Here is a 24,521-nt window from a genome sequence, read left to right on the forward strand (position 1 = left end):
TCCGTCGCGGGCGCACCCGCCTGAGACCCCGGATCGTGAAACGCTCAAGCCCGCTCGAAGATCGCGTTGAGCCGCGTGGTCTTGCGCCGCCTGTAGCCGTTTTCCTCGAGCAACGCGAATGTTTCTCCGGTGCCGTGGCCGCCATGTTCGGCAATGACGATCTTCGGCAGCAGCGCCGTCGGGGCGGAGGCAACGAAATGCCGGAGCACGGTGTATTCATGGCCCTCGACATCGATCTTCAAGACGTCGATCCGGCTGAAACCGCGCGCGGCCACGAGCGAAAACAGCGTGGTCACCGGCACGGTGGCGACGAAGGCCTCGTCGCCGTGATCGTCCGTGCCGATCGCGGCGAGCTTGTTCGTGCCGCGCTGGCGCGGATTGACGGAGAACTCCGCCGTCCCCTCATGGTCGCTGAGCGCGACGGAGACGAGGTCGATGGTCGCAAGCGCATTGGTGGCGATGTTGAAGCGGATGCGCCGGCACATTTCCGCATCCGGCTCGACGGCGAGGATATGGCCGCCGTCCTTCATGCAGCGCGCGGCGTGGAAACTGTAGATGCCGGCATTTGCCCCGATGTCGATAAAGACGCCGCCGGGCTTCAGCCGTTCCTCCATGATGCGGAACTCGTCCGGATCGAAGAGCTGCGGCGCGGTGTAGAGTTTTTCCTCCGAAATATTGCCGCGCGGCAGCAGCCGCAGCCTGAGCCCGCGGATCTCAAGATCGAGCGGCGTGTCGAGGCCGTATTTCACCGGTCGGCGCAGGGCAAGTGCGGTCTGCTTCAGCAGCGGCGGCATCCGGTGGGCGAGCGAAAGGCGCAGTGCATTCGGCCAGGAGGGCCGGTAGGTGCCCCAGGGCATGCTGTCGTCGAAGGCGGGCGGGGGTGTGAGCGGTCTTGCCATCAGGGTCGTCCGGTCCAGGCGGCCTTCAGCCAGGAAACGTCGCCGATGCGGCGATACCATTTGCGTCCCCGGCCGGAAAACACGTCGCCCATCTTCGGCGTGCCCGCGAAGACGACGATGCGCGCGCCGTGCGGTAGGGCGGGATCCCTGAAGAAGCTCGCAAGCGGGCGCGGCACGCAGGCATTCTTGAAGCTGACGCACCAGTCGCGCGGCCAGTAGTGCAGGTGGCCGTGCTCCGCGAGCTGCGCGCTCTGGAACTGCTGCGAGATCTCGTAGCCGGCGGTGGCGGCGGCCGGATCGGCGCGGTAGGCGTCGAGGATATAGGTGTGGGCGCCGATCTCGTAGCGGAACACCGAACTGTTGCCGACCGAGGCGAGGAAGCGGTCGCGCTCCGGGCGGATCCGGCGCAGGGGCTTGGCGCGGAACAGGTCGTCGTCGCGGATGATGCGGAACGCCCCCGGCATGTCGAAGAAGCAGTCGATGTCGTCGACGATCACCAGATCGAGATCGAGGAACAGGGCGGTGCCGCTGAGGCCCGCGAGGTCCTTCTGGAACAGCGCGAGCTTGCGCCAGCGGTTGTCCCGGTGGCCTGCCGGCAGGTCGAGGTCCGGCAGGGGAAAGACCTCGATCCCGGCATCGAGGCCGCTCGCGTCGTCGGTGAAGCAGACGAAGCGGTGCGGGCGCTTCAGGTGCCGCCGCACCCCCCGATAAAGATTGTTGACGTAATCCCGGTCGTAGAGGCTGCCCCATTTCATGCACAGGACATTGACGGTCTCGGTCGGCGTCCGGCTTTGCTGCATCGTCGTCTCGTCTCCGGAAACATCGCCGGACAGGCTCGGCCCGCGAGCAGGGCGGCCCGTCACGCCTCGGCACCCCGTGTATACGGATCAAGCAATGTTGCATAGACGTCATTGACGGCGCGTGCCTCGCCCGCAAGGGCGAAATCGGCGCTGACGCGGGCAAGGCCCGCTTCGCCCGCGCGCCGGGCGGCGACCGGATCGGCGAGATAGAGCGCGAGCGCATCCCGCAGCGCCTCGTAATCGCCGGCCGGCACCACGGCCCCCGTTTCGCCGGGGACGACCATCTCGGCATAGGCCCCCGCGTCGGAGGCAACGACCGCGACACCGGACGCCATGGCCTCGAGCGGCGTCAGCCCGAAGCCCTCGTTGCGCGACGGCGCGACATAGAGCGTCAGCCTGCGATACCACGGCGTGATGTCGTCGACCTCGCCGGGGAAGCGGATCCGGTCGGTGAGCCCCGCCTTGGAGACGGCCTCCGTCAGCGTCTCGCCGAAGCGCGCCTCCTTCGCCGTGACGCGGCCGCAGACGACCGCCCTCCATTGCGGATGGTGCGGCAGGAGCTCGATCATCGCCCGCACGAAGAGGTCCGTGCCCTTCTGGTGGCGGACGCGGCCGAAGCAGCCGACGAGCAGGGGGGCGTCGCCCGCGTCTTCAGGCTGCGATTGGGCCGCCGCCCGGAAACGCGCCACATCGACGCCGTGGCGGATAACGCGATGCGCCACGTCGAGAAACGCGCCGGACCGGCCGCTCGTCGCGATGACGGCGTCCATGCGGCGGATGAGAAAGCGGGTATAGGCCGTGTGCCGGCGCTGGGCGGCAGAGGTGAAGACGAGCTTCAGCGGCATCCGCAGCCCGTCGCGCAACAGGACGCCGACGGCCATCTCGTTGTTGCGGCGCGCATGCCAGATGCGGTGGCTCCGTCCCGGCGGCGGCGACCAGAGCCGCCAGAGCGACCGCCAGGCGATCTTCGGCAGGCTGTCCGGCAGGCCGACGCCGAGGGTGGCGATGCGAAGGCCGAGATCGGCCTGGCAGGGCACGAGCTGGACGATCGTCGAGGTCACGCCGGACAGGCGGCGCTTGAAGTTCAGCGCGATGACCTCGACGTCACGGATGTCGACCATGCGGGCGCGGGCTCAGCCCCAGGTGACGGAGAGGATCTCGTAGCCCTTGGCGCCGCCCGGCGCGTTGACCTCGATCGAATCGCCGACCTCCTTGCCGATCAGCGCGCGGGCGATCGGCGAGGAGATGGAGATGCGTCCCGCCTTCACGTCGGCCTCTTGGTCGCCGACGATCTGGTAGCTCTTCTCCTCGTCGGTATCCTCGTCGACGAGCTTGACGGTGGCGCCGAACTTCACCTTGGAGCCGGACATCTTCGACAGGTCGATCACCTCCGCCCGGGCGACGAAATCCTCGAGCTCGCCGATGCGTCCCTCATTGTGGCTCTGCGCTTCCTTGGCGGCATGGTACTCGGCATTCTCCGACAGGTCGCCATGGGCGCGCGCTTCCGAGATCGCCTCGATGATCCGGGGACGCTCCTCCTGCTGGCGCCAGCGCAGCTCCTCCTGCAGCTTGACAAAGCCGGAGTGCGTCATCGGTACTTTCTCGACCATTGCAGTGTCCTTCATCATCGGTGCGGGTGGGCTTTCTCGTCCTCCCGCACAAAAGAAAACGGTCGCCGGCGCGTTACCGCCGGAACCGTTCAAAACGTCAGAACGCCCTCTATAGCAGAAAGAGGCGCGCGAACGCCAGATTAATCGCAGCCGCCGCCCGCCCGGAACGCCGCCCGGAACATTGTCCATGGCGCCGGGTTAGGCCGGAGGGAACAATGAAAGGAGACTGCCATGACGACGAGCCGATCCCCCGTGGCGGCGACGCTTGAGAAACAGCGCGACATCCAGAACGAGGTCGCCAGGGCCGATGCCGCTTCCAGCACCGGCAACGGCGACAGGCCGATGCAGGCCGGTGCGCGGCCCTATCCGGTACCGCCCTTTCCCGAGCAGCATCAGGCAAAACCCGGCGAGGAGGCGCGCCTCGATCCCCCGCCGCTCTATGATGCACCCTTCTACAAGGGGTCGGAAAAGCTCGCCGGCAAGATCGCGCTCATCACCGGCGGCGACAGCGGCATCGGCCGGGCCGTCGCCGTGCTCTTTGCCCGCGAAGGCGCCGATGTCGCCATCCTCCACATCGGCGAGACGCGCGATGCCGACGACACCGTCGCGGCGATCCGGGCGGAGGGGCGGAAGGCGCTCGCCATCTCCGGCGACGTCAAGGACGCGGCCTTCTGCCGCAAGGCGGTCGCCGCCGTGGTCGAGGTCTTCGGCCGCATCGACGTCCTCGTCAACAATGCCGCCTTCCAGGTGCACACCGCCGACATCCTCGATCTCTCGGACGCGCATTTCGACGAAACGCTGAAGACCAATCTGTACGGCTATTTCCACATGGCGAAAGCCGCGATCCCCCACATGGGCGAGGGGAGCGCCATCATCAACACCGGCTCGGTCACCGGCCTCGAGGGCAGCAAGGAGCTTCTCGACTATTCGATGACCAAGGGCGGCATCCACGCCTTCACCAAGGCGCTGTCCGGCCAGCTCGTCCCGCGCGGCATCAGGGTCAATGCCGTGGCGCCGGGGCCGGTCTGGACGCCGCTCAACCCGTCCGACAAGACGCCGGAGGACGTGGCGAAGTTCGGTTCGAAGACGCCGATGAAACGGCCGGCGCAACCCGAAGAGATCGCGCCGGCCTATGTCTTCCTCGCCTCGCCGCACTGCTCGAGCTACATCACCGGCGAGATCCTGCCGATCGTCGGCGGCTACTGAACGCCTCAGAAATAGCTCTGCAGCGGGGCGACGTCCAAGCTGCCGGCCTTCAGCGCCCGGATCGCCTCGGCGGCGGCCTGGGCGCCCGCCATCGTCGTGTAGTAGGGAACCTTTTGCATCAGCGTGGCACGGCGCAGCGATTTCGAATCCGAGATCGCCTTCGAGCCGTCCGTCGTGTTGATCACGAGCTGGACCTGCCGGTTGCGGATCGCGTCCTCGATATGCGGTCGGCCCTCGAGCACCTTGTTGACCTTGATCGCGGCGATGCCGTGTTCGGCGAGGAAGCGCTGCGTGCCACCGGTCGCCATCACCTTGAAGCCGATCGCGGTGAGGATATTGAGCGCCGGAAGCACCCGCTCCTTGTCCTCGTCGCGCACGGAGACGAAGACCGTGCCTTCGCGCGGCAGGTCGACGCCGGCGCCGAGCTGCGCCTTGGCGAAGGCGATGGCGAAATCGCGGTCGAGGCCGATCACCTCGCCGGTCGAGCGCATTTCCGGCCCGAGCAGCGTGTCGACGCCGGGGAAGCGGGCGAAGGGGAAGACGGCTTCCTTGACCGCGATATGCTTCAGGTTGCGCGGATCCGGCCGGGCGCCATAGGCGGAGATCGCCGCGTCGAGGCCTTCGCCGGCCATGACGCGGGCGGCGATCTTGGCGATCGGCGCGCCGATCGTCTTGGCGACGAAGGGCACGGTGCGCGAGGCGCGCGGATTGACCTCGAGCACGTAGACCGTGCCGTCCTTGATGGCGAACTGCACGTTCATCAGTCCGCCGACGTTCAGCGCCTTGGCGAGCGCCTTCGTCTGGCGTTCGAGCTCGTCGACCACCTCGGCCGACAGCGTGTGGACCGGCAGCGAGCAGGCGCTGTCGCCCGAATGGATGCCGGCCTCCTCGATATGCTCCATGATGCCGGAGACGAAGACCTCCTTGCCGTCTGACAGCGCGTCGACGTCGACCTCGATGGCATTGGTCAGATAGCTGTCGAAGAGCAGCGGGTTCTTGCCGAGCAGCGTGTTGATCTGGCCGGTCTTGTCGTTCGGGTAGCGCTGCTTGATGTCCTCCGGTACGAGGCCGGGGACGGTGTCGAGCAGGTAGCTCTGCAGCATGCCTTCCGAATGGATGATCTGCATGGCGCGGCCGCCGAGCACGTAGGACGGGCGCACGACCAGCGGGAAGCCGATCTCGCCGGCGACGAGCCGTGCCTGCTCGACCGAATAGGCGATGCCGTTTTCCGGCTGGTTGAGGTCGAGCTTCTGCAGCAGCTTCTGGAAGCGGTCGCGGTCCTCGGCGAGGTCGATCATGTCGGGCGCTGTGCCGAGGATCGGGATGCCGTTCTTCTCCAGCGCCTCGGCCAGCTTCAGCGGCGTCTGGCCGCCGAACTGGACGATGACGCCGACGAGTTCCCCGTTTTCCTGCTCGGCCTTTAGGATCTCGATGACGTCCTCCGCCGTCAGCGGCTCGAAATAGAGCCGGTCGGAGGTGTCGTAGTCGGTCGAAACCGTCTCCGGATTGCAGTTGATCATGATCGCCTCGAAGCCCGCATCCTTCAGCGCGAAGGCGGCATGGCAGCAGCAATAGTCGAACTCGATGCCCTGGCCGATGCGGTTCGGTCCGCCGCCGAGGATGACGACCTTCCTCCTGTCGGAAATTTCGGCCTCGCTGCGCGTTTCGCCGATGAACGGCACCTCGTAGGTCGAATACATATAGGCGGTTGGCGAGGCGAATTCGGCGGCGCAGGTGTCGATGCGCTTGTAGACGGGGCGCACGTTCAGCCGGTTGCGCAGTTCGGCCACCTCCTTCGGCCGCTTGCCCGACAGCGTCGCGAGCCGGGCGTCGGAGAAGCCCATGCCCTTCAGCATGCGCAGGTTCGACGCGTCCTCCGGCAGGCCGTGCTCGCGGATGCGCACCTCCATGTCGACAATCGCCTTCAGCTGGGCGATGAACCACGGGTCGATCCGGCAGCCCTGGTGCACGTCTTCCGGGCTCATGCCGAGGCGCAGCGCCTGGGCGACCATGCGCAGCCGGTCCGGCGTCGGCGTGCCGATCGCGGCGCGGATGGCGTTGCGGTCGTCGCCCTCGCCGAGGCCGGGAATGTCGATCTCGTCGAGGCCGGTCAGCCCGGTTTCGAGGCCGCGCAGCGCCTTCTGCAGCGATTCGGCGAAGGTGCGGCCGATCGCCATCACCTCGCCGACTGACTTCATCGCGGTCGTCAGTACCGGCGAGGCGCCGGGGAATTTCTCGAAGGCGAAGCGCGGGATCTTCGTCACCACGTAGTCGATCGACGGCTCGAAGGAGGCCGGCGTCGCGCCGCCGGTGATGTCGTTTTCTAACTCGTCCAGCGTGTAGCCGATGGCGAGCTTGGCGGCGACCTTGGCGATCGGGAAACCGGTCGCCTTCGAGGCGAGCGCGGACGAGCGCGAGACGCGCGGGTTCATCTCGATGACGACGAGGCGGCCGTTTTCGGGATTGACGGCGAACTGCACGTTCGAGCCGCCGGTCTCGACCCCGATCTCGCGCAGCACCGCGATCGAGGCGTTGCGCATGATCTGGTATTCCTTGTCCGTCAGCGTCAGCGCCGGCGCGACGGTGATCGAGTCGCCCGTGTGGACGCCCATCGGGTCGATGTTCTCGATCGAGCAGATGATGATGCAGTTGTCCGCCGTGTCGCGGACCACCTCCATCTCGTATTCCTTCCAGCCGAGCACCGATTCCTCGACGAGGACCTCGGTGGTCGGCGAGGCGTCGAGGCCGCCATTGACGATGTCGAAGAATTCCGAGCGGTTGTAGGCGATGCCGCCGCCGGTGCCGCCGAGCGTGAAGGAGGGGCGGATGATCGCCGGCAGGCCGACATGGTCGATCGCCTGGGCGGCGACCGCCATAGCGTGGCTCATGTAGCGCTGCTTGCGGTCGGTCTCGCCGAGGTTCCACTGGTTTTCGAGTTCGTCGAGCGCGGCGTCGAGCTCGGCGCCGGAGAGCCTGGTCTTCAGTTCCGCCCGCGCCGCCTCGTGCGTCTTGCGGTCGGCTTCCTTGATCTCGGTGGCGTTGGCGAGCATCGAGCGCGGCGTCTCGAGCCCGATGCGGGCCATCGCCTCGCGGAAGAGCGCGCGGTCCTCGGCCATGTCGATCGCGGCCGGCTTGGCGCCGATCATCTCGACATTGTAGCGGTCGAGCACGCCCATTCTTTTCAGGGAGAGCGCGGTGTTGAGCGCCGTCTGGCCGCCCATGGTCGGCAGCAGCGCGTCGGGGCGTTCCTTGGCGATGATCTTGGCGACGACTTCCGGGGTGATCGGCTCGACATAGGTTGCATCCGCCAGACCCGGATCGGTCATGATCGTCGCCGGGTTGGAATTGACGAGGATGACGCGGTAGCCTTCCTCTTTCAGCGCCTTGCAGGCCTGCGTTCCGGAATAGTCGAATTCGCAGGCCTGGCCGATGACGATCGGCCCAGCGCCGATGATGAGGATCGATTGCAAGTCTTGGCGCTTTGGCATGGGTCCGTCCGTCTTTACCGCCTGCGCGAAAAACCGGCCTGGGCGAGATGCCGCGGGCCGGATGCGCAAGGATCGTCTTTCAAGGCTAGGTGGGCCTTATAGGCAAGTCCGCGGCGCAAACCAACCCCATAAATCGACCGCTCCCAAGGAAAGTTGGAGGGCGGCTGCGACGGGGTGCCGCCCGCGCGGCGACGGATGCGGCGGCGCGAGGCCGCCGCTCTTCCGTGGTCTCAGAATTCCTCCCAGTCGCCGCCGCCGGAGGCCGCCGGCGCGCCGCCGAACGCCGATGTCAGCTTTTCGCCGAGCGCCCGGGCGGGCGAGGGGACCGCGCGCAAGGCGGGCTTGCGCGTCTCGACGGCGGCGACCGTCGTCCCCATCCTTGCCGGGCGCGCCGCCGCAACGCGCGCGGTCTCGGAGCGGCGGCCGAGATTGAACTGGCCGAGGCGGGCGGAGAGGGCGGACACCTCCGTCGCCAGCGTGTGGCTCGCCGCGTTCGATTCCTCGACCATCGCGGCGTTCTGCTGCGTCGCCTGGTCCATCTGGTTGACGGCGGCGTTGATCTCCTGAAGCCCGGTCGACTGTTCGCGCGCCGACTGGACGATCGCGGTGACATTGGCGTCGATCTCCTGCACCTCGCGCACGATCGACTGCAGTGCCGCGCCCGTTTCTCCGACGAGGGTGACGCCGCGCTTCACCTGGTCGCTCGAGGAATGGATGAGGCTCTTGATCTCCTTGGCGGCGGTGGCGGAGCGTTGCGCCAGTTCGCGCACTTCCTGCGCGACGACGGCGAACCCCTTGCCCGCCTCGCCGGCCCGTGCCGCCTCGACGCCGGCATTGAGCGCGAGAAGGTTGGTCTGGAAGGCGATCTCGTCGATCACGCCGATGATGTTGGAGATCGACTGCGACGACTGCTCGATGGCGCTCATCGCCTGGACGGCGTCGCCGACGATCGTGCCGGACTTTTCCGCGCCCGCCTTGGTGCGGGCGACGAGGGCCCCGGCCTCCTCGGCGCGGTGGGCGGAGTCCTTCACCGAGGTGGTGATCTCCTCCAGTGCCGCCGCGGTCTCCTCGACGGAGGCGGCCTGCTGCTCCGTGCGGCGGGCGAGGTTGTCGGCAGCGCTGCGGATTTCCTCGGCGCCGGTGTGGATCGTGCGCGCATTCTCGCTGAAGGAAAGCATCGCCGATTCGAGCTTCTCGACGGACTGGTTGAAGTTCGCGCGGATCTCGTCGAGCGCTGCGATGAACGGCCGGTCGAGGCGCACCGTCATGTCGCCCTCGGCCAGCCGCGAAAGGCCCGCCGCCAGTTCGCCGACGGCGTCGCGCACGTCCTGTTCCTGCGCGCTGGCGATGCGGGCGCGCTCTGCCTCCTGCGCGAGCTGGGCGGCGCGGTTGGCATTCGCCTCCTGCTCCAGCTCGACCCGGCGGCGGTTGCTGTCGAGCAGCGTCTTCAGCGAGCGCGACAGGTCGCCGATCTCGTCCCTGCGGTCGATGTCCTTCAGCGTCACCTCCAGGTCGCCGCCGGCGATGCGGGTGGTTTCGGCGATCACATTGTCGATGCGGCCGATGAAGCGGCGCGCGATCATCCAGCCGACGAGGCCGAGCAGCAGGGCGGCGACAACGGTGGTGAGAAGCGCGCTCCAGGCGAGCCGGTCGACGCCTGCGAGCGCCGTCGCTTCCGGCACGAAGACAAGCGCATACCAGCGGATCTCGTCGGTGAGCCGGATCGGATAGGCAATCGCGATCTGCGGCGTTCCGTCCGGCGCGATGATCCGCGTCTCCGTCCCCGGCCGGGCGATCAGGCCATCCCAGCCGGCGACGCCGGGCCCCGCGTCCTTGAGCGACTTGCCGAGCAGCGCGGCGTCCGGATGGCTGAGAATATGGCCGGAGCCGGTGACCAGGCTAACGAGCCCGTCGCCCATCGGCCGGATCTTCGAGAGCTGGGCGTTGGTTTCCGCCAGCGAGATGTCGATGCCGGTGACGGCGACCGGCTTGCCGTCGCGCAGGATCGGGACGGAGATGGTCGTCATCATCACGTCCTTGCCGTCGATCGAATAGGCGTAGGGCTCCAGAACCACGGTCTTGCCGCTGTTGCGCGCCAGGAGATAATAGTCGCCGGCGCCGGGCTTCTCGTAGTCGACGAGCGGCTCGCGCCGGACGGTCGCGCCGGAGCGCACCCAGTAGGGAATATAGCGTCCCGTGGCGTCGTGGCCGTCCTTGCCGGCAAAGCTCTTGTCGTCGCGGTCGAAGGCGTCCGGCTCCCACACGGTCCAGGTGCCGAGCGTCGAGGGATTGTCGAGAAGGGTTTCCTTGAGCAGCGCGTCGGCGGCGTTGCGGTCGGCGCTGGCCGCGCCCGACAGCGCCAGGAGACCGCTGCGCAGGCCGCGGGCGACGTCGATGCCGCCGGCCATGCCGCGCTCGATCTCGGCGGCATGGATGCCGGCGATCTGGCGCATCTGCGTCAGCGCATCGTCATGCGTGCTCTTGTAGGCGATGGAAAAGAGAACGCCTGCCGCCGCGATCGTCGTGACCACGCCGGCTGCGGCGATGGAAAAGATGTTGCGGCTCGTCGCCGACCTGAACAGCATGTCTGTCGCCCCTTCCCGTATCAGGACCGAGGGAGCCCGTTTCCCCCGGGAACCCTTCGGCCACGCATATCGGTCGGAGTTTAAGACAGGTCTATTAAATTACTCTTGAGTGCAACAGGCCGGAAACCGCGCGTTTTCAGCCGTTCGGCAGCACCATGACGCGGATCTCGCCCTTGCGGGGCGGATTGGAGATGACGTCCGGCGCCTCGTCGATCCCGACCGTCCGGCTGATCAGCTTTTCGACCTTGACGGCGCCCGAAGCGATCAGGTCGGCAGCGCGGCGATGGGTGAACGGATTGACGAAGGAGCCGAGCACGCGAAGCTCGCGGAAGAGGATGTCGAAGGGCTCGATCTCGATCTTGTCGCCGGCGGCCATGACGCCGAGGATGACGACCGTGCCGCCAGCCTTCGCCAGCTTCGGCGCCTGCTCCATCGTCTCCGGAACGCCGGCGCATTCGATCACCACGTCGGCGCCGCCCGGCAGCAGGCCGTTCGCCCCGACCAGGCCCTCGATCGCATCGCCGGAGGAGGGGTCGAAGCTGTGCGTCGCCCCGATCTCCTCGGCTAGCGCCCGCTTTTCCGCCTGCCGCGTCACCAGCACGACCTTCGTCGCGCCGGCGATCCGGCAGAGCTGCACGGTGAGCATGCCGATGACGCCGCCGCCGAGCACGACGACGCTGGAGCCTGCCCTGATCTCGGCCATGTCGACGCCGTGCAGGCAGCACGCGAGCGGCTCGCAGAAGGCGCCGTGATGCGGATGCAGGTCGAGCGGGATCTCGTAGGCCTGCTTTTCCGGCACGATGACGTAGTCGGCGAAGCCGCCGTCGATCTGGATGCCGATCGCCTTCAGATTACGGCAGAGATTGACGCGGCCGTTCAGGCATTGCGGGCAGAGGCCGCAGGAGATGTTCGGGTCGCCGGTGATGCGGGCGCCCGGCTTGACCGTCGTCACCTTGTCGCCCACCGCCTCGACGATGCCGCAGAATTCGTGGCCGAGGGTCACCGGCGGCTTCGAGGGGAACTCCCCGTGCAGGATGTGGCGGTCGGTGCCGCAGACGCCGCAGGCCTCCACCCGCACGAGCAGGTCGTTCGGTCCCGGCACGGGTTTTTCCACCTCGCGCACGAACAGGTTGCCGATCGCGTCGAGCCTCACAGCCTTCATGATGATAGTCCTCCCGGATTCTTTTTCCTCGCGCGGATAGGAGCGGCAAACCGTTCCGCGGTCAAGCCGATATGGCATTCCCAAGCCGTGCCCGGCATTTTTCAGCATGCCCTTGTGCAAAACCGCCGCTCGCGCGTTATATCGCCATCACGGGCCTTACGGCGGCAGGAACAGGGGAGTGACCAGCATGGAATGGAAGGGGCGGCGCCAGTCGGACAATGTCGAGGATCGCCGGGGCATGCCGGGCGGCGGGCTCAGGACCAATCCGTTCGGGCGGGGCGGCGGCTTCCGCATTCCGGGTGGCGGCGGCATGCGCCGGGCCGGCGGCGGCCTCAGCTTCGGCACGATCATCGTCCTCGTCGTCCTCTATTTCATCCTGAAGGCGATGGGCATCGACCTTCTGCAGGTGATGGACGGCGGCGGTCTGTCGCCGACATCGGGCTACGAGCAGTCGGAAGGTGCCACGACCGGCTCGCCCCAGGAAGAGGAGATGAAGGCCTTCATGGCGACCGTGCTTGCCGAGACGGAGGACACCTGGAACGGCATCTTCCAGGCCAACGGCCAGACCTACGAGGAACCGAAGCTCGTGCTCTTCCGCGATGGCATCTCGTCGGCCTGCGGCGCGGCCTCTTCCGCGACCGGCCCCTTCTATTGCCCCGGCGACCGCAAGGTCTATCTCGATCTCGGCTTCTTCGACGAACTGGCGCGCAAGTTCAACGCCTCCGGCGACTTCGCCCAGGCCTATGTCCTTGCCCACGAGGTCGGCCATCACGTCCAGAACCTGATCGGCGTCCTGCCGAAGTTCAACCAGATGCGCCAGTCGATGAGCGAGGCGGAAGCAAACCAGATGTCGGTGCGCGTCGAACTTCAGGCCGACTGCTTCGCCGGGATCTGGGGCAAGTATACCGAGCAGAAGGGTCTGCTGTCGGCCGGCGACCTGGAAGAGGCGCTGAACGCCGCGAGCCAGATCGGCGACGACACGCTGCAGAAGCGCACGCAGGGCTACGTCGTGCCGGAAAGCTTCAACCACGGCACCTCGGCGCAGCGCAGCACATGGTTCAAGCGCGGCTTCGACAGCGGCCGGATGTCCGATTGCGACACATTCTCCGGGCCGGTGTGAGGAAAGACAGCCACGGCCGGTCGGTCCGGCAGGCGGCGGGTCGGCCCCGCCGCGCCGTGCCTGGATGAAACGGTGGCGAAAAAGCGGCAGCCGGCGCTTTTCGGATCTCAAGACATGGCGAATCTGCTGTCCGAGGTGCCACCCTTCATTGAAAGGGCGGTCACCCTCCTGTAAGGCATGCAGCGAAGCGTGCCACCGGTCTGTCGTCCAGGGGAATACGGAATGAAGAAATATAAAGTGTCTGCCGTTGCCTGCGCGCGATGGGAGGCGGACTATATTTCCGAATGGGTTGCCTATTACAAGGACCTCGGTGTCGACCACATCTACATCTATTCAAACGATGAGGACGAGTCTTCCCTGCGTTCGGCCCTCCTGCCGTTCATCGGCGGTCCGGATGGCGGATATGTGACCTATCATCACTTCCCGTATCAGGGGCAGCAGCGGTCGATGTACTGCCATTATCTCGAGAATTACGCGCACGAGACGGAGTGGTGCGCCTTCATCGACATCGACGAGTTTCTCAACCTGCGCGGCCGGACGATCGTCGACTTCCTCGACAGGTTTCCCTACGCGGACGCCGTGTACTTCAACTGGCTCAATTTCGGAAACAACGGCTTCCTCGAGCGGCCGAGGGGCTGCGTGCTCGAAAACTACACGCGCCGCGAGGCGGGCGTTCACCACTATACCAAGAATATCTTCAGGCCGTCGCGCATCGATGTCGGGGTCGTCACGTCGGCGGCGCACCGCAACTCGCATTTCTGGCATGGATGGCACATGTTCAGCGAGTTTCGCATGCGGGTGGTCAATGTCGTCGGCGACAGCATGGACGACTATTACGTGAATTTTCCCGAGAAGGCGATCGGCTACGTCAACGGGCCGCGTGGGCGCGACATCCTCGAGACGGCCGTCATCCACCATTACTCGATGAAGTCGCTGACCGACTACAGGCGCCGCGTCGAGCGCGGCACCTTCGGCGACTTTGCCGGACAGAAGGTCTGGGGCAGTTTTTCGGACCAGGAGATCCAGAGCCAGGCCGCCCAGTTCAACGCGGTGGAGGATCGTTCGCTCGCGCGCCACTGGCTGTCGAAGATCGGCTATGCCATCGCCTGCGTGCCCGAGGCATCCGGCCGGTCCGTCGCGGAACTGGGTACCGCGCGCGCGAGTTCCGTCTCGCCCTGGTCCCATTCGCAGGTGGCGGACGAGGACGCGAACCGGGCGCTGGCCGGCGCGGTTTCCGGCGACTATTCGTTCCACACCGCGCTCGAGGACGATCCGTGGTGGCGCGTCGATCTCGGCAGCGCCTACCCGCTGTCCGAAGTGTGGGTGTTCAACCGGATCAATGGTGGCGACCAGGCCCCGTCGCGCCACCTGAAGGTCTCGGTCTCGCTCGACGATTCCTCCTATGTCGACGTGTACAAGGCGGATGGCCGGCCCTTCGGCGGCGCCGACGGGCATCCGCTGATCGTCCGCCTGGAGGGCGCAAGGCGGGCCCGCTACGTGCGGCTGTCGATCGAGGGGCGGGCCTGCCTGCATCTCGACAAGGTCAGAATCTACGCCGCGACCGGAACCGGCTGACGGTTCGATCCGGCCCTTCCGACCGCCCCCTCCGGAGACGATGCCGCCATGTCAGGTTCCCCGATGCTCGAACCGAAGATCGCCCGTCGCGGCCTCGTGCTCGTCTTCATGATCCTGTTTCTCGACGTGATCGGCATCGCCATCATCATGCCGGTGCTGCCGGCCTTCCTGTCGGAACTGACCGGGGACAGCATCGCCGATGCGGCGGTCGACGGCGGCTGGCTGCTGCTCGTCTATTCCGCCATGCAGTTCCTGTTCGCGCCGCTGATCGGCAACCTGTCCGACCGGTTCGGCCGGCGGCCGGTGCTGCTCGCCTCGGTCTTCACCTTCGCCGTCGACAACCTGATCTGTGCGCTCGCCGGAAGCTACTGGATGCTCTTCGTCGGGCGCGTGCTCGCCGGCATCAGCGGCGCCAGCTTCGCCACCGCCTCGGCGACGATCGCCGACGCCAGCGACGACAGCAACCGGGCGAAGAATTTCGGCCTGATCGGCATCGCCTTCGGCACCGGTTTCGCCATCGGCCCGGTGATCGGCGGGCTGCTGGGGGAATTCGGCCCGCGCGTTCCCTTCTATGGCGCCGCCGCGCTCGCCTTCCTCAATTTCGCGTTTGCCTGGTTCATGCTGCCGGAAACGCTTCTGCAGGAAAACCGCCGCCGCTTCGAATGGGGCCGCGCCAATCCGCTCGGCGCGCTGAAGCAGATGCGCAACTATCCGGGCATCGGCTGGGTCGGGCTGGTCTTCTTCCTCTACTGGCTCTGCCATGCCGTCTATCCGGCGGTCTGGCCCTTCGTCTCGGCCGACCGCTACGGCTGGAGCGAGGGGCAGATCGGCCTGTCGCTCGGCGTCTTCGGCGTCTGCGGCGCCATCGTCATGGGCGTGATCCTGCCGCGGGTCGTGCCGGTGCTCGGCGAATGGCGGACCGCGCTCACGGGCCTCGTCTTCACGACGCTGGCGCTTTTCGGCTATGCCTCGGCATGGCAGGGCTGGATGGTCTATGCCGTCATCCTTCTCACCTGCCTCGAAGGCCTTGCCGATGCGCCGTTGCGCAGCATCGCGGCCGCGAAGGTCCCGCCCTCGGCGCAGGGCGAACTCCAGGGGGCGATGTCGAGCCTTTCCAGCATCACCACCATCCTCGGCCCGGTGATCTTCACCCAGATCTACAGCGGCTTCAGCGGCGGAAACGCTCCCGTCGCCTTTACCGGGGCGGCCTATCTCGCCGCCGCCGTCTTCGTCGGGCTCGGCGTCCTCGTCTTTGTCGCCAAGGTGCCGGCCGCGCCGCCGCCGGCGGCCGGAGACCGGGGCGTGGTGGAAAATTGATCAACTTCTGTGATGTTTTGATGAAATAATGAGCATCTCTGCGGACGCCTCTGGCGTTTGCGGCAGGGTTCGACTATCAGGATCCCGTTCTCGCCTGCAAGCCGGCTTCCCGTCGAAGCGTCCGGCCGCGCGATGCGCCCGGGCGGACGTCTTGGAAGAACTGCGTCATCGACGCGACGGCCGCCGATCGGCGGCCCGTCCGTCCATCCATTGCCGGACCCATGCCATGCTTCTCTCGATCAACGACGCCAAGCGCGTCCCCGACGACAATTCCTGGTCGCTGCACTATCGCGCCACATTCGCGCTCGGCCTGCCCTTCGTCGGCGCCCAGCTCGCCCAGCTCGCCATCAACGCGACCGACGTGCTGATGGTCGGCAAGCTCGGCGCGGTGGAGCTCGCCGCGATCATCCTCGCGACGCAGATGTTCTTCACCCTGTTCATCTTCGGTTCCGGCTTCGCCAACGCGGTCGTGCCGATGGTGGCGCAGGCGGTCGGCCGCGGTGATGCCGTCGCCGTGCGCCGCGCGGTGCGCATGGGCATGTGGGTGGTGGTGCTTTACGGGGCGCTCACCGCGCCGATCCTCTGGTATTCCGGTGCGGTGCTGAGATTCGCGGGCCAGCAGCCCGAGGTCGCCGCGCTGGCGCAGTCCTATCTGCGCGTCGCGCAATGGGCGATCTTTCCGAGCCTCCTCTTCATGGTGCTGCGCGCCTTCCTGAGCGGGCTGGAGCGGGCGGGCATCATCCTGCACATCACGCTGGCGACGCTCGTCCTCAACGCGGCGCTCTGCTACGTGCTGATCTACGGGCATTTCGGCGTTCCGGCGCTCGGCATCGTCGGGGCGGCGCTTGCCGCGCTCGCCGTCGCGCTGCTCGGCCTGGCGCTTGCCGTCGGTTACGTCCAGATCGTGCCGCAGCTCAGGGACTACGAGATCTTCGTGCGGTTCTGGCGCGCGGACTGGCTTGGCTTCCGCGAGGTGATCTGGCTCGGCCTGCCGATCGGCATCACCATCCTTGCCGAGGTCAGCCTGTTCACCGTCGCTTCGCTGCTGATGGGGTCGATCGGCACGATCGAACTCGCCGCGCACGGGATCGCGCTGCAGTTCGCCTCGATCGCCTTCATGGTCCCGCTTGGCATCGCTCAGGCCGCGACGGTGCGCATCGGCCTCGCCCATGGCCGCGGCGACGGGCTCGGCGTGCGCCGCGCGGCGATCGCCGCCCTCGTGCTCGGTGCCGCCTGTGCCGCCCTCGGCGGCACGCTTTTCGCGACGATCCCCTACGGCCTCGCCGCGCTCTATCTCGATACGGGAAGGCCGGATGCGGCTGCCGTGCTCGCCTATGCCGGGCCGCTGATCGTGATCGCCGGCGCGTTCCAGCTCGTCGACGGGCTGCAGGCGATCGCCGCCGGCATGCTGCGCGGTCTGAAGGACGCGACGGTGCCGATGATCATGGCGATGGTCGCCTACTGGCCGATCGGCTTCGGCTTCGCCTTCGTGCTCGCCTTCCCGCTTGGACTGGGCGGCGTCGGCGTCTGGTTCGGCTTTCTGCTCGGCCTTCTCGCCGCTGCGGTCATGCTGAACCTCCGGTTCTTCCGCCTCGTCTCCGCCCGCCGCTGAGCGGCGGAGCCCGAAACAGGCAGACGCCGCAGCCCGAAAAGGGCGCGGCGTCTTTTCCCCCGTCGAACGGGGCTTTCTCCTTGTTCTTGGCGCAGCGTCCGACGCCGAAGCGATCCCGCTTCGGCTGGACATGCTCCAGGTCCTCGCCTCAGCGTTCGGCGAGTGCCGGTTCGCCCTTGCGCTCGCGGATGAGGTTGACGAAGCGACGGAAGAGATAGTGGCTGTCCTGCGGACCGGGCGAGGCTTCCGGATGGTGCTGCACCGAGAAGACCGGCTTGCCGGCAAGGCGCAGGCCGCAGTTGGAGCCGTCGAACAGGGAGACATGCGTCTCCTCGACCCCCGCCGGCAGCGAGGCCGATTCGACGGCGAAGCCGTGGTTCATCGAGACGATCTCCACCTTCCCGGTGGTGTGGTCCTTCACCGGATGGTTGGCGCCGTGGTGGCCCTGATGCATCTTGGCCGTGGTGCCGCCGAGCGCCAGCGCCAGCATCTGGTGGCCGAGGCAGATGCCGAACACCGGCAGGCCGCTGTCGACGAGGTCGCGGATCACCGGCACGGCATAGGTTCCGGTCGCCGCCGGATCGCCCGGGCCGTTCGACAGGAAGATGCCGTCCGGCTTCTGCGCCAGAACCTCCGCCGCCGTCGTCGTCGCCGGCATGACCGTGACGCGGCAGCCGAGCCCGGCAAAGAGGCGCAGGATGTTGCGCTTGACGCCGAAGTCGAGCGCGACGACGTGATAGGCGGCATCGGCCTCCTTAAGTTCGGAATAGCCCTTGTCCCAGAGCCAGGGCGTCTGCTGCCAGCGCGACGTCTGGCCGGAGGTCGCGACCTTGGCAAGGTCGAGATCGACGAGGCCGCTCCAGGCCTTTGCCTCCGCCTTCAGCGCCTCGACGTCGAAGACGCCGTTCGGATCATGGGCGATGACGGCGTTCGGCATGCCGTTCTCGCGGATCCAGACGGTCAGCGCCCGCGTGTCGATGCCGCAAAGGCCGATGATGCCGCGCGCCTTCAGCCACTGGTCGAGATGCCTTGCCGCGCGGTAGTTGGAGGGATCGGTGATGTCGGCCTTGAAGATCACGCCGACGGCACCGTGGCGCGCCGCCGGCGTCAGGTCCTCGATGTCCTCGTCGTTGGTGCCGATATTGCCGATATGGGGAAAGGTGAAGGTGACGATCTGGCCGAGATAGGAGGGGTCGGTCAGGATCTCCTGGTAACCGGTGAGCGCGGTGTTGAAGCAGACTTCCGCTTCCACCTTGCCGGTGGCGCCGATCCCCGTGCCCTCGATCACGGTGCCGTCGGCAAGAACAAGGAGCGCTGTCGGCGTGTGCGTCGTCCAGGCGGGGGTCGCGGTCATGATGTCATCCCGTTCGCCGTCCGGCGCCCGGGCTTTCGCCAGGCGCGTCAGGAGGGCCGTTGTCGTGGTTGCGTGGAAACGGGGCATGCGGCGGTGCCGTGCCAGTCCGTTTCACCTCTCTCGTGTGCAAGTGCGGGAAAATAGACAAAGCCCGCCCTCCGGTCAATTCTTGCACGGGAAATTTAGGTCTCTCGCCCGCCCCGTCCGCTGCTCGGCCCGGCGCGCCATTTGCGCGAGGGGCGGTCCATGGGCTAAAGACGCCCGATCGACGCGGGCCCCGATGCCCGCCGTCATTGCCCCTGAGGGAGAGAGCCCATGCTGCGCGACCGTATCGCCACTGACATCAAGACCGCCATGAAGGCCCGCGATGCCCGCACGCTCGCGACCGTCCGCCTGATCCAGTCCGCCGTCAACGACCGCGACATCGCCAATCGCGGAACCGGAAAGCCGGCGGCGAGCGAAGAGGAGATCTTGCAGATCCTCGCCAAGATGATCAAGCAGCGCGAGGAATCGGCAAGGCTCTACGTGGACGGCGGCCGGCAGGATCTTGCCGACAAGGAGCGCGAGGAAATCGCCGTCATCGAGACCTTCCTGCCGAAGCAGCTCTCCGAGGAAGAGGTGAAGGCCGCCGCCGCCGCCGCGATCGCCGAGACCGGGGCGCAGGGCATGCGCGACATGGGCAAGGTCGTCGGCCTGCTCAAGCAGCGCCATGCGGGGCAGATGGATTTCTCCCGCGCCTCCGCCATCGTCAAGGCGCTGCTGACCTGAGCGATTCGTGCAGGAGCGGCGAGGTCAGGCCGCGTCCCTCCGTTCCGCCGATCTTGCGCGCGCTCTGCGCCGCGCGACGGTAGGCCTCCTCGACAAGCGCGAACTTTTCCGCCTGGTAGTCCCAGTATTCGCGGATGAAATCGCGCGAGATCCAGAACCGGCTTTTGCCGGGCAGGCCGTCCCAGCCGTTGCTGCCCATCTCGGCCGCCTTGCCGATCAGCCGCTTGAGGTGGGTCTTGGAGATCAGGAAATGTTCGGCGACGTCGCGCGGCGAGAACGGTTCGATCATCACGCGGTCCATGTCGGGATCGAAATCGGTGATGCGGGCGAAGAGGAAATCCATCACGACGCCGCCCGAATTGGCCCAGGTGAAGAGATCGAAGGTCGGGCCGGGCTGGCGCAGGCGGGGGTTTCGCAGGATGCGGCTGGCAAGAAAGGGCTGGAGCCGCGCGATCAGGCAGGGGTCGTTCTCAAAGGTTGCGACGCGCGAACCGCCGTCGAGGCTGTCGAGGAGAGCGAGATGGCAGCGCACCCATTTTCGCATCGCCGTCATCGCCTGCTCGGTCGGCTCCAGTCGCCTTATCCGCTTGTCCGGCGGCTCGGAGAGCAGGCGCAGGAGCTTGTAGGCCTGCATTTCCTGCAGGAAGCTCGCTGCCGTGTTGCGGCTGGCGATATTGTGGCCGGTGACCGCGGCGATGAAGCGGGCAGCGTAGAGGCCGCCCTCGTGTCCCGTGTCGAAATGCAGGGCGAAGCCGGCATGGGCCATCAGCCATCGCTGCTGCGAGGCGAAGATCGAGCTCACCCGCGGGTTTTCGCTGTAGCCGGCGACCATCGTGCGGGCATGCCCGAGGATGGCGTTGAAAAAGTCCGGGCTGGAGGCGAATTCTGAAACTGAAATAGGCATAAAGTAGTCCAATCCAATCGGCTTATGTCTTCGCTTGCCTCATTTCCGCCGTCAAATCATTTCTGCACGAAGCATCAACGCCTGATCCTCGGATTCGGTTTCATCAGCGAGCGCTTATGGGCGACGAATTTCGCGCCCGGCGCAAGGCTTCGGACTGGTTTGCCTCCGGCCTCGTGGCTATAACGACCGGGCGAGGTGTTTTATGCGTTTCCCATCCCATTTTCTCGACGAGATCCGTGATCGCGTTCCGATCTCGAGCGTGATCGGCCGGCGCGTGACCTGGGACCGCAAGAAGACGAACACGACGCGCGGCGACTTCTGGGCCTGCTGCCCGTTTCACGGCGAGAAGTCGCCGAGCTTTCACTGCGAGGACCGGAAGGGGCGCTACCACTGTTTCGGCTGTGGCGTATCGGGCGATCATTTCCGTTTTTTGACGGATCTCGACGGCGTCAGCTTTCCGGAAGCCGTGCAGCAGATCGCCGACATGGCGGGCGTCGCCATGCCGCAGCCGGACGCCGAGGCCGAGCGGCGCGACCGGGAGCGCACCGGGCTGATCGACGTGATGGAGATGGCGGCCGCGTTCTTCGAGGAGCAATTGCAGACCGCCGCCGGCGCCAGGGCCCGGGCCTATCTGCGCGATCGCGGCCTGACGGGCCGGACCATCGAGACGTTCCGCCTCGGCTATGCGCCCGACAGCCGCAATGCGCTCAAGGAATTCCTCGCCGGGAAGGGCGTGCCGAAGGAGCAGATCGAGGCCTGCGGGCTCGTGGTGCATGGACCCGAGATCCCCGTCTCCTACGACCGGTTCCGCGACCGCATCACCTTCCCGATCCTTTCCTCCCGGGAAAAGGTGATTGCCTTCGGCGGCCGCGCCATGTCCGCCGACGCGCCGGCGAAATATTTGAACTCGAACGAAACCGAGCTCTTCCACAAGGGCAACGTGCTCTACAACTTCGCCCGGGCGCGCCGGGCAGCGCAAGGGGCGGACGGGGCCGGCACGATCATCGCCGTCGAGGGCTATATGGACGTGATCGCGCTGCACCAGGCGGGCGTCGGCAACGCCGTGGCGCCGCTCGGCACGGCACTGACCGAGAACCAACTCGATCTCCTGTGGAAGATGACGCCGCAGCCCGTTCTCTGCTTCGACGGCGACGGGGCGGGGATCCGCGCCGCCAACCGCGCCCTCGACCTCGCCTTGCCGCACCTGAAGCCGGGGCGCTCGCTGCGCTTCGCCCTGCTGCCGGACGGCAAGGATCCCGACGATCTCGTGCGCCAGGACGGTCGCGCCGCCTTCGACCGGGTGCTCGACGCCGCCCGGTCCCTGTCCGAGATGCTGTGGCAGCGCGAGACGCAAGGGACTTCCTTCGACACGCCGGAGAAACGGGCCGAGCTCGAGGCCCGGCTGAAGCAGGTGACGGGGGTGATCGCCGACGAGAGCGTGCGGCGCCATTACGGGCAGGACGTCCGCGACCGGCTGAACGCCTTTTTCCAGGGCGCGCGCCGTTCCGGCGGCGATGCCTTCGCCGGCCGTCGCCGCGAGGGCGAGCGGCGTGATCGGGGCGGGCGCGACGCAAGGGGGGCGCCGCGCCCCGTTTCCGACCGCCTCGCCCAGTCCTCCCTCGTCAGCGGCAACAGGGCGGTGCCGCTCCTGCGCGAAAGCGTGCTGGTTCTGACCATCGTCAGCCATCCGCAGCTCCTCTTCGACGAGTTCGACGAGATGTCGGCGATGGATTTCGATCATCCCGACCTGAAGCGCTTTTGGCCGGAGATCCTTAACATCGCCGCCGCGCGCGGACCGAAACTGTCGCCCGAGGCGCTGCGCGAGGCGATCGCCGCCGCCGGCTTCGGGCCGCTCGTCGAGGCGCTCGACCGGCAGATCCGCAATGCGCGGCTGTGGACGGCGACCGAGGCGGCCGCCTTCGAGGATGCGCGCGAGGGCTATCTGCAGGCGCTGGCGCTGCACAAGCGCGGCCGCGCGCTCTCGGCCCAGCGCCGCGAACTGGAGCAGGAACTGGCCCAGGCGATCGAGGATGGCGACGGCGACGGGGTTCCCGCGATCCTGCGCGCGCTGGAGGAAGTGCAGGCGGAGATCGCCAGGCTCGAGAACCAGGAGGCGATCATCGACGGTTTCGGCGTGCTGTCCGGTCGGGTCAAGGGGCCGGCGGGTGCCCGATGAGGCAGGCTGCCGGCGACAGGACGGGGATCCATCATGAAGGGTGACGCGATGCAGGGTGGTGGCGCGATCAAGCGGCTGTTTAAGGGCGGGCGCCGCGACCCGCTCGACGTGCTGCGCAGCGTCTATGGCTATTCCGCCTTTCGCGGCGAGCAGCAGCGCGTCATCGAGCGGGTCGTGGCCGGTGGCGATGCGGTGGTGCTGTTTCCGACGGGTGCGGGAAAGTCGCTCTGCTTCCAGATCCCCGCGCTCTGCCGCGAGGGCGTCGGCCTCGTCGTCTCGCCGCTGATCGCGCTGATGCGCGACCAGGTCGAGGCGATGACGCAGCTCGGTGTCCGGGCGGCGGCGCTCAACTCGTCGCTGACGCGGGAGGAGTTCCTCGCTGTCCGCCGTTCGCTCGCCGCCGGCACGCTTGACCTTCTCTACGTCACCCCGGAGCGCATCGTCACGCCGGCCTTCCGCGAGATGATGGAAGGTGTGCCGATCGCGCTCCTTGCCATCGACGAGGCGCATTGCGTGTCGCAATGGGGGCATGACTTCCGGCCGGAATACCGCGCGCTCGGCGCCTTTGCCGAGCAGTTTCCCGGCGTGCCGCGCCTGGCGCTGACGGCGACGGCCGATCCGCACACGCGCGACGACATCATCGAGCGGCTGCGGCTCGATGCAGCGGAAGTGTTCACCACCAGCTTTGACCGGCCGAACATCGCCTACGAGATCGCCGAGCGCGACCAGCCGCGCCAGCAGCTCCTGCGCTTTCTCGCCCGCCATCCGGGCGAAAGCGGCATCGTCTACTGCCTGTCGCGCGCCAAGGTCGAGGAGACCGCCGAATGGCTGAATGCGCAGGGCCTGCGCGCTCTGCCCTACCATGCCGGCATGGACCGGGCGCTGCGCGACGCAAACCAGGATGCCTTCCTGAAGGAGGACGCGCTCTGCCTGGTGGCGACCGTCGCCTTCGGCATGGGCATCGACAAGCCGGACGTGCGCTATGTCGCCCATCTCGACCTGCCGGGCTCGGTCGAGGCCTATTACCAGGAGACCGGCCGCGCCGGGCGCGACGGGCTGCCCTCGGACGTGTGGATGGCCTATGGCATGGCCGACGTGGTGCAGCGTCGCCGCATGATCGACGAGGGCGGGGCGGCCGACGAGGTGAAGCGGGTCGAGCGCGCCAAGCTCAACGCGCTTCTCGCGATCTGCGAAACGGTCGGCTGCCGGCGCCAGGCGATCCTTGCCCATTTCGGCGAGGCCCATCCGGGCGGCTGCGGCAATTGCGACACCTGCAACACGCCGGTCGAGACCTGGGACGGGACGGAGGCCGCCATCAAGGCGCTGGCCGCCATCTACCGCACCGGCGAGCGCTTCGGCACCGGCCACCTGATCGACGTCCTCACCGGCAAGGCGAACGAAAAGACCGAGCGCTTCGGGCACACGCAGATGCCGGTCTTCGGCGCGGGACGCGACATCGCGCCCGGCGTCTGGCAGTCGATCTTCCGCCAGTTGCTCGCCGGCGGGCTCGTCAGCGTCGACCACGGCGCCTATGGCGCGCTGAAGCTCGAGCCGGAGGCACGCGCCGTCTTCCGCCGCGAGCGTGAGGTGCGCTTCCGAAAGGACCGGCCGCAAACGGGCCGGAAGGCGAGGGCAGGGCAGGCGCCGGCCGCGCGCGACCGGTCGACCCTTTCGGGCGACGATCGCGCGCTCTTCGAGAAGCTGCGGGCCGAGCGCCTGTCGATCGCCAAGGACCTCGACGTGCCGCCCTATGTGATCTTCCCGGACACGACGCTGATCGCGCTGGCGCGGGAACGGCCGCGCGATCTCGCCGAGCTTCTCGACATTCCCGGCATCGGCGAGACCAAGCGCGACCGCTTCGGCGAGGCCTTCCTCGCGGTGATCGGGGATTTCGTCGAGACGATGTGACTGCTGCCCGCGGCGGAGCACGGAGGTCGAAGGGGCG

Annotated in this window: 17 protein-coding genes; 8 read left to right on the forward strand and 9 right to left on the reverse strand. The window is 67.3% G+C overall.

The features are described 5' to 3' along the window. Window positions 1–44 precede the first annotated feature (44 nt). From ACEVQ6_RS06175 to greA, 4 genes are read right to left on the reverse strand one after another with little or no spacing between them, the layout of a single operon-like run. Window positions 45–899 (reverse strand): FkbM family methyltransferase, encoded by an 855-nt coding sequence (locus tag ACEVQ6_RS06175; RefSeq protein WP_374888048.1) that lies wholly within the window; start codon window positions 897–899, stop codon window positions 45–47. Next, window positions 899–1,699 carry a hypothetical protein gene (locus ACEVQ6_RS06180; protein WP_374888049.1) on the reverse strand — a complete coding sequence of 267 codons (801 nt, stop codon included), beginning with the start codon at window positions 1,697–1,699 and terminating at the stop codon, window positions 899–901. Before ACEVQ6_RS06180 ends, ACEVQ6_RS06175 begins: the two co-directional genes overlap by 1 nt. Window positions 1,700–1,758: 59 nt before the next feature. Further along, on the reverse strand, window positions 1,759–2,820 hold the full coding sequence (locus tag ACEVQ6_RS06185) for a glycosyltransferase family 4 protein (protein ID WP_374888050.1): 1,062 nt from the start codon (window positions 2,818–2,820) through the stop codon (window positions 1,759–1,761). Window positions 2,821–2,832: 12 nt separating this feature from the next. Further along, on the reverse strand, window positions 2,833–3,309 hold the full coding sequence (gene greA / locus ACEVQ6_RS06190; protein WP_374888051.1) for a transcription elongation factor GreA: 477 nt from the start codon (window positions 3,307–3,309) through the stop codon (window positions 2,833–2,835). Window positions 3,310–3,540: 231 nt separating this feature from the next. On the opposite strand from greA, the gene ACEVQ6_RS06195 reads away from it, so the two are divergent. After that, window positions 3,541–4,515 carry an SDR family oxidoreductase gene (locus tag ACEVQ6_RS06195; protein WP_374888052.1) on the forward strand — a complete coding sequence of 325 codons (975 nt, stop codon included), beginning with the start codon at window positions 3,541–3,543 and terminating at the stop codon, window positions 4,513–4,515. A gap of 5 nt (window positions 4,516–4,520) precedes the next feature. Here ACEVQ6_RS06195 and carB read toward each other — a convergent pair whose 3' ends face one another. The 3 genes from carB to ACEVQ6_RS06210 all read right to left on the reverse strand — a co-directional run bounded on the left by carB (window position 4,521) and on the right by ACEVQ6_RS06210 (window position 11,750). Next, window positions 4,521–8,003 carry a carbamoyl-phosphate synthase large subunit gene (carB, locus tag ACEVQ6_RS06200; protein ID WP_374888053.1) on the reverse strand — a complete coding sequence of 1,161 codons (3,483 nt, stop codon included), beginning with the start codon at window positions 8,001–8,003 and terminating at the stop codon, window positions 4,521–4,523. Window positions 8,004–8,233: 230 nt separating this feature from the next. After that, on the reverse strand, window positions 8,234–10,588 hold the full coding sequence (locus tag ACEVQ6_RS06205; protein ID WP_374888054.1) for a methyl-accepting chemotaxis protein: 2,355 nt from the start codon (window positions 10,586–10,588) through the stop codon (window positions 8,234–8,236). Window positions 10,589–10,724: 136 nt separating this feature from the next. Then, a complete protein-coding gene (locus ACEVQ6_RS06210; RefSeq protein ID WP_374888055.1) occupies window positions 10,725–11,750 on the reverse strand; it encodes a zinc-dependent alcohol dehydrogenase family protein in 1,026 nt (341 codons plus the stop codon). A 187-nt stretch (window positions 11,751–11,937) separates the two neighbouring features. Here ACEVQ6_RS06210 and ypfJ point away from each other — a divergent pair, with 187 nt between their 5' ends. From ypfJ to ACEVQ6_RS06230, 4 genes are all read left to right on the forward strand, one after another. Then, window positions 11,938–12,870 (forward strand): KPN_02809 family neutral zinc metallopeptidase, encoded by a 933-nt coding sequence (gene ypfJ / locus ACEVQ6_RS06215; protein WP_374888219.1) that lies wholly within the window; start codon window positions 11,938–11,940, stop codon window positions 12,868–12,870. 222 nt (window positions 12,871–13,092) lie between these two features. After that, the gene (locus ACEVQ6_RS06220; protein WP_374888056.1) at window positions 13,093–14,445 is read left to right on the forward strand and encodes a glycosyltransferase family 2 protein; all 1,353 of its coding nucleotides are present in this window, start codon (window positions 13,093–13,095) and stop codon (window positions 14,443–14,445) included. Between the two features lie 63 nt (window positions 14,446–14,508). Further along, a complete protein-coding gene (locus tag ACEVQ6_RS06225) occupies window positions 14,509–15,762 on the forward strand; it encodes a TCR/Tet family MFS transporter (RefSeq protein WP_374888220.1) in 1,254 nt (417 codons plus the stop codon). 226 nt (window positions 15,763–15,988) lie between these two features. Beyond that, window positions 15,989–17,374, forward strand: coding sequence for an MATE family efflux transporter (locus ACEVQ6_RS06230; protein ID WP_374888057.1), 1,386 nt, complete (start codon window positions 15,989–15,991; stop codon window positions 17,372–17,374). A 148-nt stretch (window positions 17,375–17,522) separates the two neighbouring features. On the opposite strand, the gene carA is transcribed toward ACEVQ6_RS06230, so the two are convergent. Continuing rightward, complete coding sequence (gene carA, locus ACEVQ6_RS06235) at window positions 17,523–18,728, reverse strand: glutamine-hydrolyzing carbamoyl-phosphate synthase small subunit (RefSeq protein ID WP_374888058.1); 1,206 nt, start codon at window positions 18,726–18,728, stop codon at window positions 17,523–17,525. A 315-nt stretch (window positions 18,729–19,043) separates the two neighbouring features. Here carA and ACEVQ6_RS06240 point away from each other — a divergent pair, with 315 nt between their 5' ends. Next, window positions 19,044–19,496 (forward strand): GatB/YqeY domain-containing protein, encoded by a 453-nt coding sequence (locus ACEVQ6_RS06240; RefSeq protein WP_374888059.1) that lies wholly within the window; start codon window positions 19,044–19,046, stop codon window positions 19,494–19,496. Here the strand turns inward: ACEVQ6_RS06240 and ACEVQ6_RS06245 are convergent. Then, window positions 19,477–20,400, reverse strand: a complete 924-nt coding sequence (locus ACEVQ6_RS06245) for a hypothetical protein (RefSeq protein ID WP_374888060.1) — start codon at window positions 20,398–20,400, stop codon at window positions 19,477–19,479. The genes ACEVQ6_RS06240 and ACEVQ6_RS06245 overlap by 20 nt on opposite strands. Before the next feature lie 202 nt (window positions 20,401–20,602). Between ACEVQ6_RS06245 and dnaG the strand changes: the two genes are divergently transcribed. Both dnaG and recQ read left to right on the forward strand, forming a co-directional pair. Further along, the gene (dnaG, locus tag ACEVQ6_RS06250) at window positions 20,603–22,576 is read left to right on the forward strand and encodes a DNA primase (RefSeq protein ID WP_374888061.1); all 1,974 of its coding nucleotides are present in this window, start codon (window positions 20,603–20,605) and stop codon (window positions 22,574–22,576) included. Between the two features lie 6 nt (window positions 22,577–22,582). Beyond that, complete coding sequence (recQ, locus tag ACEVQ6_RS06255) at window positions 22,583–24,484, forward strand: DNA helicase RecQ (protein WP_374888221.1); 1,902 nt, start codon at window positions 22,583–22,585, stop codon at window positions 24,482–24,484. Window positions 24,485–24,521: the final 37 nt, after the last annotated feature.

The organism is Ensifer soli (assembly GCF_041928815.1).
Classification (GTDB): domain Bacteria; phylum Pseudomonadota; class Alphaproteobacteria; order Rhizobiales; family Rhizobiaceae; genus JBHFEI01.

Coding starts and splice junctions, on each gene's coding strand:
- ACEVQ6_RS06175 (WP_374888048.1), bottom strand. CDS start 899: ATGGCAAGACCGCTCACACCCCCGCCCGCCTTCGACGACAGCATGCCC.
- ACEVQ6_RS06180 (WP_374888049.1), bottom strand. CDS start 1,699: ATGCAGCAAAGCCGGACGCCGACCGAGACCGTCAATGTCCTGTGCATG.
- ACEVQ6_RS06185 (WP_374888050.1), bottom strand. CDS start 2,820: ATGGTCGACATCCGTGACGTCGAGGTCATCGCGCTGAACTTCAAGCGC.
- greA (WP_374888051.1), bottom strand. CDS start 3,309: ATGGTCGAGAAAGTACCGATGACGCACTCCGGCTTTGTCAAGCTGCAG.
- ACEVQ6_RS06195 (WP_374888052.1), top strand. CDS start 3,541: ATGACGACGAGCCGATCCCCCGTGGCGGCGACGCTTGAGAAACAGCGC.
- carB (WP_374888053.1), bottom strand. CDS start 8,003: ATGCCAAAGCGCCAAGACTTGCAATCGATCCTCATCATCGGCGCTGGG.
- ACEVQ6_RS06205 (WP_374888054.1), bottom strand. CDS start 10,588: ATGCTGTTCAGGTCGGCGACGAGCCGCAACATCTTTTCCATCGCCGCA.
- ACEVQ6_RS06210 (WP_374888055.1), bottom strand. CDS start 11,750: ATGAAGGCTGTGAGGCTCGACGCGATCGGCAACCTGTTCGTGCGCGAG.
- ypfJ (WP_374888219.1), top strand. CDS start 11,938: ATGGAATGGAAGGGGCGGCGCCAGTCGGACAATGTCGAGGATCGCCGG.
- ACEVQ6_RS06220 (WP_374888056.1), top strand. CDS start 13,093: ATGAAGAAATATAAAGTGTCTGCCGTTGCCTGCGCGCGATGGGAGGCG.
- ACEVQ6_RS06225 (WP_374888220.1), top strand. CDS start 14,509: ATGCTCGAACCGAAGATCGCCCGTCGCGGCCTCGTGCTCGTCTTCATG.
- ACEVQ6_RS06230 (WP_374888057.1), top strand. CDS start 15,989: ATGCTTCTCTCGATCAACGACGCCAAGCGCGTCCCCGACGACAATTCC.
- carA (WP_374888058.1), bottom strand. CDS start 18,728: ATGACCGCGACCCCCGCCTGGACGACGCACACGCCGACAGCGCTCCTT.
- ACEVQ6_RS06240 (WP_374888059.1), top strand. CDS start 19,044: ATGCTGCGCGACCGTATCGCCACTGACATCAAGACCGCCATGAAGGCC.
- ACEVQ6_RS06245 (WP_374888060.1), bottom strand. CDS start 20,400: ATGCCTATTTCAGTTTCAGAATTCGCCTCCAGCCCGGACTTTTTCAAC.
- dnaG (WP_374888061.1), top strand. CDS start 20,603: ATGCGTTTCCCATCCCATTTTCTCGACGAGATCCGTGATCGCGTTCCG.